Origin of the sequence: Rhodococcus sp. NPDC049939 (assembly GCF_040656415.1) — a bacterium.
Classification (GTDB): Bacteria; Actinomycetota; Actinomycetes; order Mycobacteriales; family Mycobacteriaceae; genus Rhodococcus_F.
In genome coordinates, this window is the sequence record NZ_JBFAMC010000004.1 from 20,253 (window position 1) to 34,945 (window position 14,693).

Below are 14,693 nucleotides of genomic sequence, written 5' to 3' on the forward strand. Positions count from 1 at the left end.
GGAACGTTCTCTCCTTGTGGCGAGCATATAAGGGAAAGCCACGGTCCGGCGTTATCCGGACCGTGCAGTCGGTCGCGGATTGCCTGCGATTGGCTCCGAGGCGAACGGCTAGTGTGAGGGAACCGAAGGTGACCCATCGGACAGGGGTAATCGATGCGTGGTGATGGTGACGGCTGGATGACGGGGCCGGACGGCAGTCGTCATTGGGGAAAACATGGCGCGGCTGGGTTGTTGCTGCGCGCGCCTATGGCTGATCGAACACCCGCGGTGTTGTTGCAACACCGCGCATTGTGGAGCCACCAGGGCGGAACGTGGGCGTTGCCCGGCGGAGCCCGGGACAGTCACGAAACCACCACCCACGCCGCTGTACGCGAAGCTCACGAAGAAGCCGGCATCAATATCGAGGCCATACGGGTCCGCGCCGAGATCCTCACGGCCAAAGCAGCGAGCGGTTGGAGTTACACCACGGTGATCGCCGATACAGAGCGGCTGATCCCCACGGTCGCAAACCGGGAAAGCGTGGAGCTGCGCTGGGTTCGGGAGGCCGATGTCGCCAGTCTGCCGCTACACCCCGGGTTCGAAGCGGGATGGCCGCGGTTGCAGACCGTCGAGGTGTCGTTGCTGCTCGATCGTCGTGCCGTGCCGGCGGAACACGCAGGCGTGACTTCACTGTCGGCGGAATTGCCCCGCACGGTTCACCTGCCCGACAGCACGTGTGGGTGGCTGCAACGCGTCGAGGTCCTCGAAGCGCCGCAGTTGACAGGTCGACTCGCCGAGTTGACCGGCCATGGCACCGCTGTGAGAACGGTGACCGCGATCGTGAGCACCGATCCCGACGTGGTCGATCGATTGCCGTCCACGATCATGGTCCTTCCGCCGTCAACTGTGCTGAGCTGGCTGAGCCGGCCGTAATCTATACGTTCTGCCGCAGCAGAGTTGAGAGTGAGCGTGCCGCCGCCTGCGGATCGGCCGCCTCGGTGATGGCCCGGACTACGACGATGCGGGTGGCGCCCGCCGCGAGGATCTCCGGTACTCGGGGTTCGTCGATGCCACCGATCGCGAACCAGGGACGGTTCGGCTGGGAATCGGCAGTAGAGCGGATCAATTCGATTCCCGCCGCGCTGCGCCCGGGCTTGGTTGGGGTGGCCCACACCGGGCCCGTGCAGAAGTAGTCGACGCCCTCCTCGATCGCCGCGAGGCTTGCCTGCGCTCGGTTGTGAGTGGATCGACCGATCAGGACATCGGAGCCCACCACCGTCCGCGCCTGGGGGACGGGCAGATCGGTCTGGCCCAGATGGAGCACGTCTGCCCCCGCTGTCAGCGCGATGTCGGCGCGGTCGTTGACCGCGAATAGCGCACCGTGCCGCCTTGCCGCGGCCGCGACCACCGACAGTGCATTCAGTTCGTCCCGAGCATCCAAAGGACCGAACTTCTTTTCCCCGGACGACCCCTTGTCACGGAGTTGGATGATGTCGACGCCGCCGGACAGCGCAGCCTCGACGAACTGCGCCAAGTCGCCCTTGTCGCGGCGCGCGTCTGTGCAGAGGTACAAGCGCGCTGTTTCGAGGCGGCGGCGGCGGTCTGCGTGAGTGGCGTGCGGCATGGTGGTCACCGCATGACGGTAGCCTCTACGCTGAGAGTGCATCACGGGAGTCCCGAGGAACGTGGGGCTGAGAGGGGGTCACGCCGAACCCGACCGTCATACCTGACCCGGATCATGCCGGCGCAGGAAGTGGAGGTGGGATTCATGCCGAGATCGGTGTCCGTCGTCGGTGGCGGCGTGATCGGTCTGTCGATTGCATGGCGTGCTGCCAGGAGTGGCTGGTCCGTCCGCCTCTACGACCCTTCGATCGGATCCGGCGCATCATGGGCGGCGGGCGGAATGATTGCCCCGCTGTCGGAGGGGTGGCCGGGCGAGGAGAGCGCTCTCGAACTGGGCAGTGCATCACTCGACCGATGGCCTGAGTTCGGCAAGGAGCTCGAAGTTGGCGCCGGTGTCGATCTGTTCACGTCGGAAAGTTCGCTCACCGTCGCGTTGGATGGCGCCGACGCGGAGGATTTGCGAACGATTGCCGAATGGGTGGGCGGCCAGGGACGGGATATGCAGATCCTCAGCCGCACCGAGGTTCGTGAACTGGAGCCGATGTTGGGCCGTGGAGTCCGGTTGGGGCTGTTGGCCATCGGTGAACTGGCCGTGGACAACCGGCTGTTGCTGCACGCGCTTCGGCAGTGCGTGGTGGATGCGGGGGTCGAGTGCATTGCGCGGGCCGTGCAGAGCCTCGAGGGGCTCGAAACGGACCAGATCGTCGTCACCGCGGGCGTTGCCTCGCCGTCGGTGTGGCCCGGACTTCCGGTTCGTCCGGTGAAGGGCGAGATACTGCGGCTGCGCTCGAGACCTGGGGTGGCACCCGCGCCTGGACGCACGGTTCGCGGCAGCGTGCACGGTCGTCCCGTATACCTGGTGCCACGCGCCGACGGCATCGTCGTGGGTGCCACTCAGTACGAGTCGGGTAACGACACCCAGGTCACGCTCGCGGGGGTGCGAGACCTGATCGCGGATGCCGAAGCGTTGATGCCGACCATCGGCGAGTACGAACTGCACGAGGTTTCTGCAGGTCTGCGCCCGATGACTCCAGACAATTTGCCGCTGATCGGCCGGGTGTCCGATCGTATCGTCGTGGCAACCGGGCACGGCCGAGGAGGAATCCTCCTGGCACCGGTCACCGCTGAAGCGACGTTGGCACTCTTGGAGGGTTCCGCGCTCGCGGAGGCGAAAGCGGCCGACGTTCGACGTTTCGAGAAGTTAGCGAGGTAGAGATGCGGGAGCAACAAGTGATGGTGCCCATCGGGATCAGTGTCAACGGCGAGGACCGCGAGTTGACGACACCGTTGACCATCGCCGAACTGCTAGAGACGATGTCCCTGCCCAGTAAGGGCATCGCAGTTGCGGTCAACGGTGAAGTGTTTCCACGTGCCCGGTGGGACGAGTCGGTGATGCGGGGCTGGGAGATCGAGATCCTCACGGCGGTACAGGGTGGCTGACGGGGCACTCGCTGCGCCCGACGGGCTCGAGATCGCGGACCGCACGTTCGATTCACGGTTGATCATGGGCACTGGCGGCGCAGCGAACCTCACAGTTCTCGAGGACGCGCTCGTCGCGTCCGGCACGGAGTTGACCACCGTTGCGATTCGCCGCGTCGATGCATCGGGCGGCACTGGTGTGCTGGACCTTCTGAACCGCCTCGGCATCGCACCGCTTCCCAACACAGCGGGCTGCCGAGGTGCAGCTGAGGCGGTGCTCACGGCACAGCTCGCCCGCGAGGCGCTCGAGACCAACTGGGTGAAGCTCGAGGTCATCGCGGACGAACGTACGCTGATGCCTGATTCCATCGAGTTGGTCAGCGCTGCAGAACAATTGGTCGACGACGGCTTTGTCGTCCTGCCGTATACCACCGACGACCCGGTATTGGCCCGCAGGCTGGAGGAAGTTGGGTGTGCAGCGGTGATGCCGCTGGGCTCGCCGATCGGTACCGGGTTGGGCATCGCGAACCCGCACAACATCGAGATGATAGTCGAGGGGGCGGGTGTGCCAGTCATTCTCGATGCCGGCATCGGAACGGCCAGCGACGCCACCCGGGCCATGGAACTGGGGTGCGACGCCGTTCTGCTGGCTACTTCGGTGACCAGAGCGAAGGACCCGGTACTGATGGCGTCGGCAATGCGTGGGGCGGTTGTGGCGGGCTACCAGGCACGTCATGCCGGTCGCATCCCCAAACGGTTCTGGGCGCAGGCCTCGTCATAGATTTCGGGGTGAGATCGGGGTTCGACTCAGGGTAGAAGCGGTACCGGGGAATGAGGAAGTAGTAGACCTGTGGCCGATTCGAATAGGGCCGTGTTTACGGCATGCTCTCATCATGATTGAAGTGAAGGGACTGACGAAGACCTTCGGTGCGACGAAGGCGGTGGACAATCTCACGTTCACAGTGAAGCCGGGTATGGTCACCGGCTTCCTCGGCCCGAACGGGGCGGGAAAATCTACGACGATGCGCATGATCCTCGGTCTGGACCGGCCGACCGCGGGTACCGCGTTGATCGATGGCAAGCCGTACAGTGAACTGGTGCAGCCGCTTCGGACGGTAGGGGCGCTGCTCGATGCGAAATGGGTGCACCCCAATCGCAGTGCCCGCGCTCACCTGCGGTGGATGGCCGCGTCCAACTCGCTCCCCAAGAGCCGGGTCGACGAGGTGCTGCACCTTGTCGGGCTCAGCGATGTGGCAGGGAAGAAGGCCGGCGGATTCTCGCTCGGTATGTCCCAGCGCCTCGGCTTGGCGGCCACCTTACTCGGCGATCCCAAGGTGCTGCTGTTCGACGAACCGGTCAACGGTCTCGACCCCGAGGGCATTCACTGGATCCGCAACTTCATGCAGCGCCTCGCGGCCGAGGGGCGAACAGTTCTGGTATCCAGTCACCTGCTGTCCGAGATGGCTTTGACGGCAGAACATCTGGTGGTGATCGGACGCGGACGTCTGATTGCCGACACAACTGTGTCGGAGTTCGTCAGCAAGTCCTCGGAGTCGACTGTCCGGGTGCGGAGTCCGCAATTGGATGCGTTGCGGAGTGCCCTGACATCCAAGGGTCTCACCGTCCGCGAGGACGGATCAGGCGGACAGCAGGCTCTTCTCGTCGTGGATTCGTCCACCGAGGTGGTCGGAGCTGTTGCCGGTTCGGAGGGCATCGTCCTGCACGAGTTGGCATCTCAGCGTGGATCGCTCGAGGAGGCATTCATGAAGCTGACGGGTGACGAAGTGCAGTACCACGCCGAGAGCGTTGAAGATTCCACGAAAGGTGTGTCGTAATGGCTGTTCTCAATGCGGAACGAATCAAGATCACATCGACACGCTCGCCGTGGTGGTGTACGGCAATCATCATCGTGCTGGGTCTCGGCCTCGCGGCAATCATCGGGTTGACCGCAAGGTCCAGCATCAATTCCTTCAACAACCAGGTTGCGGCGGGTGATAGAACTGGCCTCGAACCCTACCTTCCGCAGATGTCCGAGGCGGTCGGCGGTGTCTCCGGGTTCGGTGTGCTCGTCCTCATGATCTTGGCTACCCTCACGGTGACCAGCGAGTACAGGTTCGGGGTCATCCGCACCACATTCCAGGCCATCCCACACAGGGCGTCCGTGCTGATCGCGAAGGCCGGCCTGATCGGACTGTTCGGTGCCATGCTGACTCTTGTGCTGACATTTGGCGCGTATGCCATCGCGAAGGCGACTGCAGGGGAAGAGGCAGGTGCTGCTCTCTCGCTGTCGAACGCCGCCGCGTGGCGGTCGATCTACGGGGTGCCGATGTACGCATTCCTGTGTGTCGTCCTCGCTGTTGGTGTCGGTGCACTGCTGCGTCAGACGGCGGGCGCGATCACCCTGCTGCTGCTTTGGCCGCTGCTGATCGAGAGCTTGTTCCTGCTGTTCGGCGATTTCGGGCAGAAGGTCACGCCCTTCCTGCCGTTCCACAACGCCAACAACTTCTTGGGGTCATCGCAGGGTATCGACTTCCACTGGGGGCCGTGGGGAAGTCTCGTTTACTTCGCTGCAGTGGTCCTGGTGGTCTTCGGCGCCAGCTTGGTGGTCGTGAACAAGCGCGATGCTTGAAATCCAACGGTGAGCCGCTTCGGTTTTTCGGTGGAGAGTCTGTCGGTTCTTCGCTTACTTGGTCACGCGATCACGGGCAAATCGTGCCGTGATCGACAGTCGCAACGCAGCCTGACGGCTGGGGCGAAACCACTTGCCCCAGCCAGCGGGCAATTTCTCCGCTAGGCTCCCTACATGCGGCTTAAGGCAGTTTTCATAGTCGGAGTTGCCGGTGCGCTGGTATTGGCAGGGTGTACGACGGAGACCGAGTCCGGAGCCCCACCCGTCGATGCGAGCGCACTCGCCGGTTCGGTCACCGAGGCAAACCTGATGGACCACCTCGAGCAACTGCAGATGATCGCCGACGACAACGACGGCAACCGTGCAGCTGGAACCTCCGGTTATGACGCCAGCGTCGACTATGTGGCCCAGATTCTGCGAGACAAGGGCTTCGATGTGCAGACGCCGGAATTCGAGTTCCAGAAGTTCAACGTGAACGCTGCGACTTTGACGTCGGGGGACCTCGATTTCCACGTGGACGCTCTGGCCTACTCGCCCTCGACTGGCCCCGAAGGAATCACCGGGCCGATCGTTTCCGCGCCGCAGGACGAGAGTCCCGGGTGTGAGGCCACGGATTATGACGGCCTCGACCTCGCCGGGGCGATCGTCTTGGTGGACCGTGGTGTGTGCCCGTTTGCGCAGAAGCAGGAGATCGCCGCCGATCGCGGCGCCTCTGCCGTCATAGTTGTCAACAACGAGGAAGGGCCGCTCAGCGACGCCACCCTCGGTGACCCGGAGGTCGGGAGGATCCCCACCGGCGGCGTGAGCACGGCAGACGGGGCTGTACTGGGACAGTCCGACGGAGGCGTGACGCTGACACTCGACACCAGCACCGAGTCGGAAACGTCTAGGAACATAATCGCCCAGACGAGGACGGGTTCGACCGACGATGTCGTGATGGCCGGCGCCCACCTGGACAGCGTCCCGGATGGCCCCGGCATCAACGACAACGGAACCGGCGTGGCCGCGATCCTCGAAACGGCCGTCCAGTTGGGCGGCTCACCGGACATCAAGAATGCAGTGCGGTTCGCGTTCTGGGGTGCAGAGGAACTGGGTCTGATCGGCTCGAAGGCCTATGTGAACAGTCTCACTGATGCTGAGCGACACGACATCGCGCTCTATATGAACTTCGACATGCTCGGTTCCGAGAATGCCGCGTACCTGGTCTACGACGGAGACGACTCCGACCAGATCGGGGGTGGTCCCGGCCCCGAGGGCTCCGCGGGCATCGAGCGTACGTTCATCGAATTCTTGCAGGGCGGTGGCGTGCATGCGGAAGGCACAGATTTCGACGGACGATCCGACTACGCCCCGTTCCTCGATCACGGTATTCCGGCAGGCGGGGTGTTCGCTGGCGCCGAACGGAGAAAAACAGACGAACAGGCCCAGAAATGGGGTGGCATAGTGGGCGTGCCGTTCGACGAGAATTACCACGGCCCGAATGACACCATCGAGAACGTCGACCAGGCTGCCTTCACCAAGAATGCTACTGCCGCTGCCTACGCAGTTGGGGTGTACGCAGAGTCGCTTGCAGGGCCGAACGGTGTTCCTACCGGAGAGGATCGGGTGAAAGCGCGAGCCGGGCTGTGATGCCTGACTTCGCAAGGGTTCGATGTGGGTGATCGCAGCGAATGTGGCACCACGGGGTCGGTAAGGTTCCTCGAGTGAAACTTCTGCCCTTGCCCCCCGATGGCCAAACTCCTGCCCGTGTCCTCACGATCGCCGGTACCGATTCCGGTGGTGGTGCGGGGATCCAGGCGGACTCGCGGACGATGGCGCTGTGCGGCGTCCATGCGTGTGTAGCGGTCGCTGCTGTGACTGTACAGAACTCGTTGGGCGTCAGTGGATTCCACGAGATTCCGCCGGAGACGGTGGCTGCGCAGGTGCGCTGTGTCGTCGAGGACATCGGGGTCTCGGCGGCGAAGACGGGCATGTTGGCTTCGACCGCCATCATCGAAGCCGTCGCCGCCGTCTGCGCCGAGGTCGGGATCGGCCGCGATCAACCGATCCCACTCGTCGTCGACCCAGTGTGCGCGTCGATGCATGGAGATTCGCTGCTGCACGCGGAGGCGCTCGACGCCGTGCGAAATACACTCATTCCGATCGCGACGGTAGTGACGCCGAACCTCGACGAGATCCGTTTGATCACCGGTATCGACGTCGTCGACGACGCAACCGCGCGCCGGGCGGCCGAGGCGTTCCACGCACTCGGCGCACAGTGGACGATCGTCAAGGGCGGTCATCTGCGCACCTCGTCCTCGAGCACCGACCTATTGTTCGACGGCGACAGCTTCCTCGAGTTCAACAGCCCACGCTTTGCCACAGGCAACGATCACGGCGCAGGCGACACTTTCGCCGCAGCGATCGCGAGTGCCCTGGCGCACGGACTGTCGATACCTGACGCGGTGGCGTTCGCCAAGGAATGGGTCACCAAGTGCTTGGAGGCATCCTACGACCTGGGCGGCGGGCATGGTCCCGTCTCCCCACTGTGGCGGCTCAGCCACCGGTGAGGCTGTGGCGGCTTCCATACCGTCGCTGGATGTAATCGTTCAACAGACGCATCGGATATCTCTGTGACAGCTCATCTCGGAGAAACCTTGGACAGTGATCGGCGGCATCGGTATAAAGAGTGAGTCGCGTCACAAGTTGGTTACGGACGCATATTCTAGGAGGTCAAAATGCTGATGGACCAGCAGGTTGTGGACGTGGTCGACAACTCCGATCAGAATCGCTTCGAACTGCGTCTGAGTGGTGATCTGGTCGGGATTCTCGGATATTTCGACCAAGCGGAGGCGCCCGCGGGCAGCGGAATGGGCGTGGCGCCTGCCGGGTCGGTCATGGGTCGGAACCGGCGGCCGGTCATTTCCTTCATGCACACGTTGATCGTGGAGGACTTCGGTCACCGCGGACTCGCGGGTGTCATGGTGGGGGGCTCGCTGGATCTCGCCAGGCGGTACGGATGGCAGGTTCGGCCAGTGTGCAAGCACGTACAGCGATTCGTCTCTGCGCATCCCGAGTATCGCGATCTCATCGCTCCGGCCGAGCGCTGACCGGATTCCGGCTCGTCCGAAGTGCATTCGGGAAACCAAACCGAATTTGCACTAGCCAGAATGCAGCGTTGCTGCTTTTATAGTGGCATGAATCACAGTTCGGACAAATCGGAGCCCCCGGGGAGTGTGGCTATCGGAGATGCTCGCGTGCTCGACAACCCTTCCCATGAACGATTCGATCTGTGGCTCGGGGACGAGCTAGTCGGGATCCTCGGTTACCGAGACGAGGGTGAACTCCCTGGATCCACCGCCCGGTCGGACGATGTGATCGCTTTCATGCACACAGTCGTCAAGGAAGAATTCGGTGGTCGCGGACTTGCTGCGATTCTTGTGCGCGCGGCATTGGACTCGGCTTCTGAACGTGGATGGAAAGTACGTCCCATCTGCACGTATGTACAGCACTATCTGTCAGTGAACCAGGAACGCTTGGACGTGCTGGTAGCCGACTAGTCGTGAAGCGCGAAGTGTGCCCCAGCCGTTGCAACGAGGCTGTCTCTGGCGAAATATGTGTGCAGCTCAGTCGCTGAGGTCCACGATGACCGGCGCATGATCGCTGGCGCCCTTGCCTTTGCGTTCATTCCGATCGATCTCGGCCTTGTCCACACGGGCGGAAACTGCAGGTGATCCCAGCACGAAGTCGATCCGCATGCCCTGTCTCTTGGGGAATCGCAATTGCGTGTAGTCCCAGTAGGTATAGACACCGGGACCGGGAGTATGGGGCCGGACCACATCTGAGAACCCCGATTCGATGAACGCCTGGAACGCCTGACGTTCAGGAGCGGACGTGTGGGTCCTGGTCTCGAAAAACGCTGGATCCCAGACGTCCTCGTCGGTGGGGGCAATGTTCCAGTCGCCCATCAGTGTGATCTGCGCTTCCGGGTTCTCCTTCAGCCATCCGGCCGCGTTGGAGTGTAGTTCCGCCAACCAGTCGAGCTTGTAGGTGTAGTGCGGGTCGGTCAAGCCGCGGCCGTTCGGCACATAGAGGCTCCACACCCGGACACCGTTGCAGGTTGCGCCGATCGCTCTCGCCTCTGGGGCGGATGCTACCTCCGGATCTTTGTCGAAACCGGGTTGATCCTCGAAGCCGATCTGCACGTCGTCGAGCCCGACACGAGACGCGATCGCAACCCCGTTCCACTGACTGAGACCGACGTGAGTGACGTCGTATCCCGCTTCGCGGAAGCGCTCGTACGGGAATTGCTCGTCCTTACATTTGGTTTCCTGTATCGCCAACACGTCGGTGTCGGTCCGCGCCAGCCAGTCCATGATCCGGTCGGTACGGGCACGAACAGAGTTCACGTTCCAGGTTGCGATGCGCACACCAGCCAGACTAGCGCTCAGCCCCGACGCTCATTTGTCCACGGGTGCGGTCGCGTAGCGGTAGCGGTGGTGCGCGCGGAATCCAATCCCGCGGTACATCGCAAGTGCGCCCTCGTTCCCCGTTGCGACTTGCAGGCATGCGTGGGTCGCGCCGTGTTCGCGTCCCCAGCTGATCATGTCGCTGCAGATCGAGGTGCCGATCCCGCGTCGACGGTGGGCCTTGGCCACTTCGACTGCGGTGAGACCAACCCACGTCCGGCCGTCTGGTGCGAAGGTCACGGAACCGCGCGCAACCGCGAGGAGCGTCGAATCGGCTGCGTCGATCCGGCCGAAGCCGAGACTGCCGCCGCGGACCGACTCCAGCACATCCACCGCGCGCCCGGGCAGGGCCGATCCACGGTATCGGTACAAGTTCAGCCAGTAGGGGTCAGGATGATCGGCCACGGTGGTGGACAGCAGACCCTCCGGTATCGCCAGAGTCTCGATGTCGGCCGCCATGACGATCACATCGTCGCTGACATTCCATCCGGGTGGAACGTCAGCAAGCCGATCCGGGATCAGCGACCGGAGTGGAAGACCGCGTTCCCCATACCAGGCGCGAAGGCGTGCGAGTGTGCTTCCACTCGAAGGGTCGTCGAGACTCCCGATCGTTCCCGGGTGGCCGAGTGGAGTTGCCGAATTGGCGCGACCGGTGAAGCCGTGGCCGTAGCGAGCAAGCCACCCGTCGATCCACTCGTGCTCGACACCAGGCCAACCGTCGGCAGAAGCGAGTTCCAGGGAACGGATCTCGCTCTTCCGCGCCGTCCGCGCTGGGATCGCCTTGAGCGCATGTACCCGTTCGGGTTCTACCTCGACAACGGCACCACTGGCTGAGCGAACGACCACGAACGGCTCCAAACCTTCCAAGATGCCGATGACATCGGTCATCGGATGGCTGTGGCCAGGTGGCAACGCGTATCGCATCACCACCCGGCTACCGATCGGAAGTTCAGAGGGCATGCCCGAACGGATCTTCGACCGTTCCTGGAGTCCAACTGTTACCGGGAACGCCCCAGCCGGCACGCTTGATGGTCTTCTTCGCCGAACGCGCGTTGCGGCCGATCAACATGTCGAGGTAAAGGAGCCCGTCCAAGTGGCCCACCTCGTGCTGAAGCATGCGGGCAAAGAGACCGTGGCCCTCGATCTCGATGGGAGCTCCGTCGGCGTCCGTGCCTGTGACTTTCGCCCAGTCGGCTCGTCCGGTGGGGAACTGCTCGCCCGGCACGGAGAGGCAGCCCTCCAGGTCGTCTTCTGGGTCCGGCATCGTCTCGGGGCGCTCCGAGGTTTCGAGGACGGGATTGACGACGCACCCCCGGCGGTTGCCCCGGTCGTTCCCCCGTTCGTCCGGGCAGTCGTACACGAACAGACGCAGTGGAAGTCCGACCTGGTTCGCGGCGAGACCGACACCGTTGGCGGCGTCCATCGTTTCGTACATGTCGGCGATGATTTCAGCGAGTTCCGCAGGTGACTGGGATATCTCTCGAGTGGGTTCGTGCAGTACCGGGTCGCCTACGATCCGGATGGGGAGAATGGCCATGTTTGCCAAGGATAGCGCGGCGCGCCCGAGCCGATGGCACTGCCTGCGGCCTTCGACGTGGTTGAATAGTCACTGAACTACAGGGTTGTAATTCGTTCCTCGGTTGGCCACGCGATCGAGGAGTCGGGGGAGCGTGGTTCGCTGAGGTCGAGCGAGAGCTAGTCGAGGAGTGAAATGGACGGCGCAACGGCACATAATCAGAAACAGTCTGAGCGCACCAACGAGAACAGCTTTGCGGGGTCTGAAGAGATCGGCGAAGACGGTCTCACCCGTCGAGAGCGCGACATCCTGTCCTTCGAGCGTCAATGGTGGAAGTACGCCGGCGCCAAGGAAGACGCAATCAAAGAACTGTTCGGTATGTCCGCTACCAGGTACTACCAAGTCCTCAACGCCCTGGTAGACCGGCACGAGTCGCTCGTCGCGGATCCCATGCTCGTAAAGCGGCTGCGCAGACTACGCGCGAGCAGGCAGAAGGCGCGTGCGGCGCGTCGCCTAGGATTCGATGTCACGTAACACGTGGCCGCTAAGGTCGACATCGTGAGTAATCCGAAGCTCGAATCTTCAGGCCCGCCCTTGCGTGCCCTCGCGATGGTGCTTATCGCCCTCGCGATTCTGTTCGCAGGTCTCGGGTTCGCCTCTCTCTCCGGCTCGGATTCGCAGCAGGTCTCGGCGCCCTCGGCAACGACCACAGCCAGTACCAGTACCACCGCACCCGCGGGAGCCGCAGGCACGGCACCGGCTCCCGAAACCACTTCCGCAGCCGCGACCACGTCCGTGTCTGCCGATGTGATGTCGGTCCCAGTGCAGGTGTTCAACAACAGTGACGTCACCGGTCTCGCGGGAGAGACTGCTGCCGAACTGACGAACTTGGGCTGGACCGTGTCGGAAACGGGCAACTACAGCGACACCACGATCTCCGAAACGACGGCGTACTACGGAACTTCCGCCAACGAACAGGAGGCGGCCACAGCGATCGCCGCAGAACTCGGAGTTTCGGCCGCGCCACGTTTCCCAGGAATCGAGGACTTTCCTGCAGGTGTCATCGTCATCGTCACCGCCCCGCAGTAGACCGGACGACTGCGCGTACAGCTGCTGTAGTTATGATCAGGCGCAGTTCTTTGCCACCTCAAAGGAGCGGTTTGATGACCTCGAGTTCTTCCCGGCGGATGTCCTGGCGCATTGTCACCCCGATGGTGGCCGTCGCTGCACTTGGGCTGGCCGCGTGCAGCAACAGCGAGGAGCCGTCTGACGTTCCAGGCACCACCCCTCCGGTCTGGACCGGTGCAGCCGATCCGAACGCTGCGGGCGTTCCTGGCGATGCGCCCGGCGGTTCGTATGGATCCGATGGCCACGACGTAGCCACTGCGACGCTGAGGGACGCCGACGGTACCGATGTGGGTATGGCCACGTTCCGGCAGGACGGCAGTCACGTCGTGGTCACAGCAACGGTCGAGGATCAGACACCCGGATTTCACGGCTTCCATGTCCACTCGGTAGGAAAGTGTGAGCCGAACTCGGTTGCACCGACTGGTGGCCCAGCCGGTGACTTCCTTTCAGCCGGCGGGCACTTCCAGGTCGAGGGCTACACCGGTCACCCTGCGAGCGGTGACCTCACGTCGCTTCACGTGATGTCCGATGGTACGGCTGAATTGGTCACCACTACAGACGCTTTCACGGTCGAAGACCTGCAGAACGGCGATCTCGGTACCGCGATCATGATCCACTCGGGTCCTGACAACTTCGGCAACATTCCCGCCCGGTACGCTCCCGCTCCGGATCCGGAAACTCTGGCTACCGGAGACGCAGGAGCCCGGGTGGCCTGCGGTGTCATCGACGTGGGCTGAAGTGGTGTGACATCCGGGTAGACGCCGGGATGTCGGTGTGCGGCCACGCTGCCGCCTGGCCTGTGGTTGGATCGATATCGTGGTAGTTCCCTTCCCTGGATCACCCCGGCCGACACTGGGTGTCGAGTGGGAGATCGCGTTGGTCGACCGGGTCACGCGAGATCTCTCCAACACTGCTGCGGAAGTATTCGCTGCAATGGCGGATCTTGCGGGGCCGGAGGGTCCACGTATCAACAAGGAACTGTTGCGAAACACGGTCGAACTCGTTACCGGTGTTCACTCGACCGTCGCTGAAGCGATGGACGATCTTGGCGAGTCACTGGATCTGTTGCGCCGCGCGGCCGACCCACACGGGGTCGATCTCATCTGTGCGGGAACGCATCCGTTCGCGAGGTGGTCGAGCCAATTGGTCACGCGCACACCGGACTACGATGAGCTGATCGAACGTACCCAATGGTGGGGCCGTCAGATGCTGATCTGGGGCGTGCACGTGCACGTCGGTGTTTCGTCGCCGCTGAAGGTGTTCCCGATCCTCAACGCCCTCTTGCAGCGGTATCCACATCTGCTGGCGTTGTCCGCATCCTCCCCGATGTGGGGGGGAGTCGACACCGGATATGCCAGCAACCGTGCGCTGATGTTCCAACAACTACCGACGGCAGGCCTTCCCTACCAGTTCGCGAATTGGGCTCAGTACGAAGACTTCATCCACGACCAGATGAAAACCGGTGTGATCACCAAGATCGGTGGGATGCATTGGGACATCAGGCCCGCGCCACGCTGGGGCACTATCGAGGTCCGTGTCTTCGACGGAATCTCGACGCGCGCTGAACTCAGTTCCCTCGTCGCCCTCGTGCACTGTCTGATCGTCGATCTCGACCGCCGCTTCGAGGCCGGCGAGAGGTTGCCCAATCTACAGCCGTGGCACGTCAAGGAAAACAAGTGGCGAGCAGCACGATACGGGCTCGAGGCCGAAATCATCCTCGACGAGGACAGCAACGAGCGCCTCGTTACCGACGACCTGAACGACCTGCTCGAGAAGCTGGCACCGACAGCCGCCCGTCTCGGCTGCGAAGACGAGCTGGCCACTGTCGCAGAGATTCCGCGACGGGGCGCCTCCTATCAGCGGCAACGGCGTGTCGCTGCAGAGACGGGAGGTGACTTGTCGGCAGTGGTCGACGCTCTCGTGAATGAGCTTGCGGAGTGAAAAGCCTTCC

Annotated in this window: 18 protein-coding genes and 1 riboswitch; of the genes, 14 read left to right on the plus strand and 4 right to left on the minus strand. The window is 63.1% G+C overall.

What is annotated here, in order from left to right:
* Positions 1 to 153: 153 nt before the first annotated feature.
* Positions 154 to 912: an NUDIX hydrolase gene (locus AB0I57_RS14975; RefSeq protein WP_358336510.1), complete on the plus strand. Its 759-nt coding sequence runs from the start codon at positions 154 to 156 to the stop codon at positions 910 to 912.
* A gap of 1 nt (position 913) precedes the next feature.
* On the opposite strand, the gene thiE is transcribed toward AB0I57_RS14975, so the two are convergent.
* A complete protein-coding gene (gene thiE / locus AB0I57_RS14980) occupies positions 914 to 1,603 on the minus strand; it encodes a thiamine phosphate synthase (RefSeq protein WP_358337497.1) in 690 nt (229 codons plus the stop codon).
* A 33-nt stretch (positions 1,604 to 1,636) separates the two neighbouring features.
* Positions 1,637 to 1,749, plus strand: a riboswitch (TPP riboswitch).
* On the opposite strand from thiE, the gene thiO reads away from it, so the two are divergent.
* From thiO to AB0I57_RS15025, 9 genes are all read left to right on the plus strand, one after another.
* The gene (gene thiO, locus AB0I57_RS14985) at positions 1,748 to 2,815 is read left to right on the plus strand and encodes a glycine oxidase ThiO (protein WP_358336513.1); all 1,068 of its coding nucleotides are present in this window, start codon (positions 1,748 to 1,750) and stop codon (positions 2,813 to 2,815) included. It overlaps the preceding riboswitch by 2 nt.
* A 2-nt stretch (positions 2,816 to 2,817) precedes the next feature.
* Positions 2,818 to 3,042 carry a sulfur carrier protein ThiS gene (gene thiS / locus AB0I57_RS14990; protein ID WP_358336515.1) on the plus strand — a complete coding sequence of 75 codons (225 nt, stop codon included), beginning with the start codon at positions 2,818 to 2,820 and terminating at the stop codon, positions 3,040 to 3,042.
* Positions 3,035 to 3,802, plus strand: a complete 768-nt coding sequence (locus AB0I57_RS14995) for a thiazole synthase (protein ID WP_358336519.1) — start codon at positions 3,035 to 3,037, stop codon at positions 3,800 to 3,802. Before thiS ends, AB0I57_RS14995 begins: the two co-directional genes overlap by 8 nt.
* A 112-nt stretch (positions 3,803 to 3,914) precedes the next feature.
* A complete protein-coding gene (locus AB0I57_RS15000) occupies positions 3,915 to 4,856 on the plus strand; it encodes an ABC transporter ATP-binding protein (RefSeq protein ID WP_358336522.1) in 942 nt (313 codons plus the stop codon).
* Entirely contained in the window at positions 4,856 to 5,650 is a 795-nt protein-coding gene (locus AB0I57_RS15005) for an ABC transporter permease (protein WP_358336525.1), read from the plus strand. The genes AB0I57_RS15000 and AB0I57_RS15005 overlap by 1 nt, the downstream gene beginning before the upstream one ends.
* Before the next feature lie 174 nt (positions 5,651 to 5,824).
* Positions 5,825 to 7,279, plus strand: a complete 1,455-nt coding sequence (locus AB0I57_RS15010) for a M20/M25/M40 family metallo-hydrolase (protein ID WP_358336527.1) — start codon at positions 5,825 to 5,827, stop codon at positions 7,277 to 7,279.
* A gap of 74 nt (positions 7,280 to 7,353) precedes the next feature.
* Positions 7,354 to 8,199 (plus strand): bifunctional hydroxymethylpyrimidine kinase/phosphomethylpyrimidine kinase, encoded by an 846-nt coding sequence (gene thiD / locus AB0I57_RS15015; RefSeq protein WP_358336530.1) that lies wholly within the window; start codon positions 7,354 to 7,356, stop codon positions 8,197 to 8,199.
* A 168-nt stretch (positions 8,200 to 8,367) separates the two neighbouring features.
* Entirely contained in the window at positions 8,368 to 8,739 is a 372-nt protein-coding gene (locus AB0I57_RS15020) for an N-acetyltransferase (protein ID WP_358336533.1), read from the plus strand.
* Between the two features lie 87 nt (positions 8,740 to 8,826).
* A complete protein-coding gene (locus AB0I57_RS15025) occupies positions 8,827 to 9,189 on the plus strand; it encodes a GNAT family N-acetyltransferase (RefSeq protein ID WP_358336536.1) in 363 nt (120 codons plus the stop codon).
* Positions 9,190 to 9,255: 66 nt separating this feature from the next.
* On the opposite strand, the gene AB0I57_RS15030 is transcribed toward AB0I57_RS15025, so the two are convergent.
* The 3 genes from AB0I57_RS15030 to AB0I57_RS15040 are packed head-to-tail and all read right to left on the minus strand — an operon-like array spanning position 9,256 to position 11,635.
* On the minus strand, positions 9,256 to 10,059 hold the full coding sequence (locus AB0I57_RS15030; protein WP_358336539.1) for an exodeoxyribonuclease III: 804 nt from the start codon (positions 10,057 to 10,059) through the stop codon (positions 9,256 to 9,258).
* Between the two features lie 30 nt (positions 10,060 to 10,089).
* Positions 10,090 to 11,058 (minus strand): GNAT family N-acetyltransferase, encoded by a 969-nt coding sequence (locus tag AB0I57_RS15035; RefSeq protein ID WP_358336542.1) that lies wholly within the window; start codon positions 11,056 to 11,058, stop codon positions 10,090 to 10,092.
* Entirely contained in the window at positions 11,048 to 11,635 is a 588-nt protein-coding gene (locus AB0I57_RS15040) for a peptide deformylase (RefSeq protein ID WP_358336545.1), read from the minus strand. Before AB0I57_RS15040 ends, AB0I57_RS15035 begins: the two co-directional genes overlap by 11 nt.
* A 174-nt stretch (positions 11,636 to 11,809) precedes the next feature.
* On the opposite strand from AB0I57_RS15040, the gene AB0I57_RS15045 reads away from it, so the two are divergent.
* The 4 genes from AB0I57_RS15045 (at position 11,810) to AB0I57_RS15060 (ending at position 14,683) form a co-directional block, all read left to right on the plus strand.
* Positions 11,810 to 12,148 carry a DUF3263 domain-containing protein gene (locus AB0I57_RS15045; protein ID WP_358336548.1) on the plus strand — a complete coding sequence of 113 codons (339 nt, stop codon included), beginning with the start codon at positions 11,810 to 11,812 and terminating at the stop codon, positions 12,146 to 12,148.
* Positions 12,149 to 12,172: 24 nt separating this feature from the next.
* On the plus strand, positions 12,173 to 12,703 hold the full coding sequence (locus tag AB0I57_RS15050; protein WP_358336550.1) for a LytR C-terminal domain-containing protein: 531 nt from the start codon (positions 12,173 to 12,175) through the stop codon (positions 12,701 to 12,703).
* A 74-nt stretch (positions 12,704 to 12,777) separates the two neighbouring features.
* Positions 12,778 to 13,479 carry a superoxide dismutase family protein gene (locus AB0I57_RS15055; protein WP_358336553.1) on the plus strand — a complete coding sequence of 234 codons (702 nt, stop codon included), beginning with the start codon at positions 12,778 to 12,780 and terminating at the stop codon, positions 13,477 to 13,479.
* A gap of 79 nt (positions 13,480 to 13,558) precedes the next feature.
* The gene (locus tag AB0I57_RS15060) at positions 13,559 to 14,683 is read left to right on the plus strand and encodes a glutamate--cysteine ligase (protein WP_358336556.1); all 1,125 of its coding nucleotides are present in this window, start codon (positions 13,559 to 13,561) and stop codon (positions 14,681 to 14,683) included.
* Positions 14,684 to 14,693 lie beyond the last annotated feature (10 nt).

Coding starts and splice junctions, on each gene's coding strand:
- AB0I57_RS15040 (WP_358336545.1), bottom strand. CDS start 11,635: ATGGCCATTCTCCCCATCCGGATCGTAGGCGACCCGGTACTGCACGAA.
- thiE (WP_358337497.1), bottom strand. CDS start 1,603: ATGCCGCACGCCACTCACGCAGACCGCCGCCGCCGCCTCGAAACAGCG.
- AB0I57_RS15020 (WP_358336533.1), top strand. CDS start 8,368: ATGCTGATGGACCAGCAGGTTGTGGACGTGGTCGACAACTCCGATCAG.
- AB0I57_RS15000 (WP_358336522.1), top strand. CDS start 3,915: ATGATTGAAGTGAAGGGACTGACGAAGACCTTCGGTGCGACGAAGGCG.
- thiS (WP_358336515.1), top strand. CDS start 2,818: ATGCGGGAGCAACAAGTGATGGTGCCCATCGGGATCAGTGTCAACGGC.
- AB0I57_RS15035 (WP_358336542.1), bottom strand. CDS start 11,058: ATGCCCTCTGAACTTCCGATCGGTAGCCGGGTGGTGATGCGATACGCG.
- AB0I57_RS14975 (WP_358336510.1), top strand. CDS start 154: ATGCGTGGTGATGGTGACGGCTGGATGACGGGGCCGGACGGCAGTCGT.
- AB0I57_RS15005 (WP_358336525.1), top strand. CDS start 4,856: ATGGCTGTTCTCAATGCGGAACGAATCAAGATCACATCGACACGCTCG.
- AB0I57_RS15010 (WP_358336527.1), top strand. CDS start 5,825: ATGCGGCTTAAGGCAGTTTTCATAGTCGGAGTTGCCGGTGCGCTGGTA.
- AB0I57_RS15025 (WP_358336536.1), top strand. CDS start 8,827: ATGAATCACAGTTCGGACAAATCGGAGCCCCCGGGGAGTGTGGCTATC.
- thiO (WP_358336513.1), top strand. CDS start 1,748: ATGCCGAGATCGGTGTCCGTCGTCGGTGGCGGCGTGATCGGTCTGTCG.
- AB0I57_RS15045 (WP_358336548.1), top strand. CDS start 11,810: ATGGACGGCGCAACGGCACATAATCAGAAACAGTCTGAGCGCACCAAC.
- AB0I57_RS15055 (WP_358336553.1), top strand. CDS start 12,778: ATGACCTCGAGTTCTTCCCGGCGGATGTCCTGGCGCATTGTCACCCCG.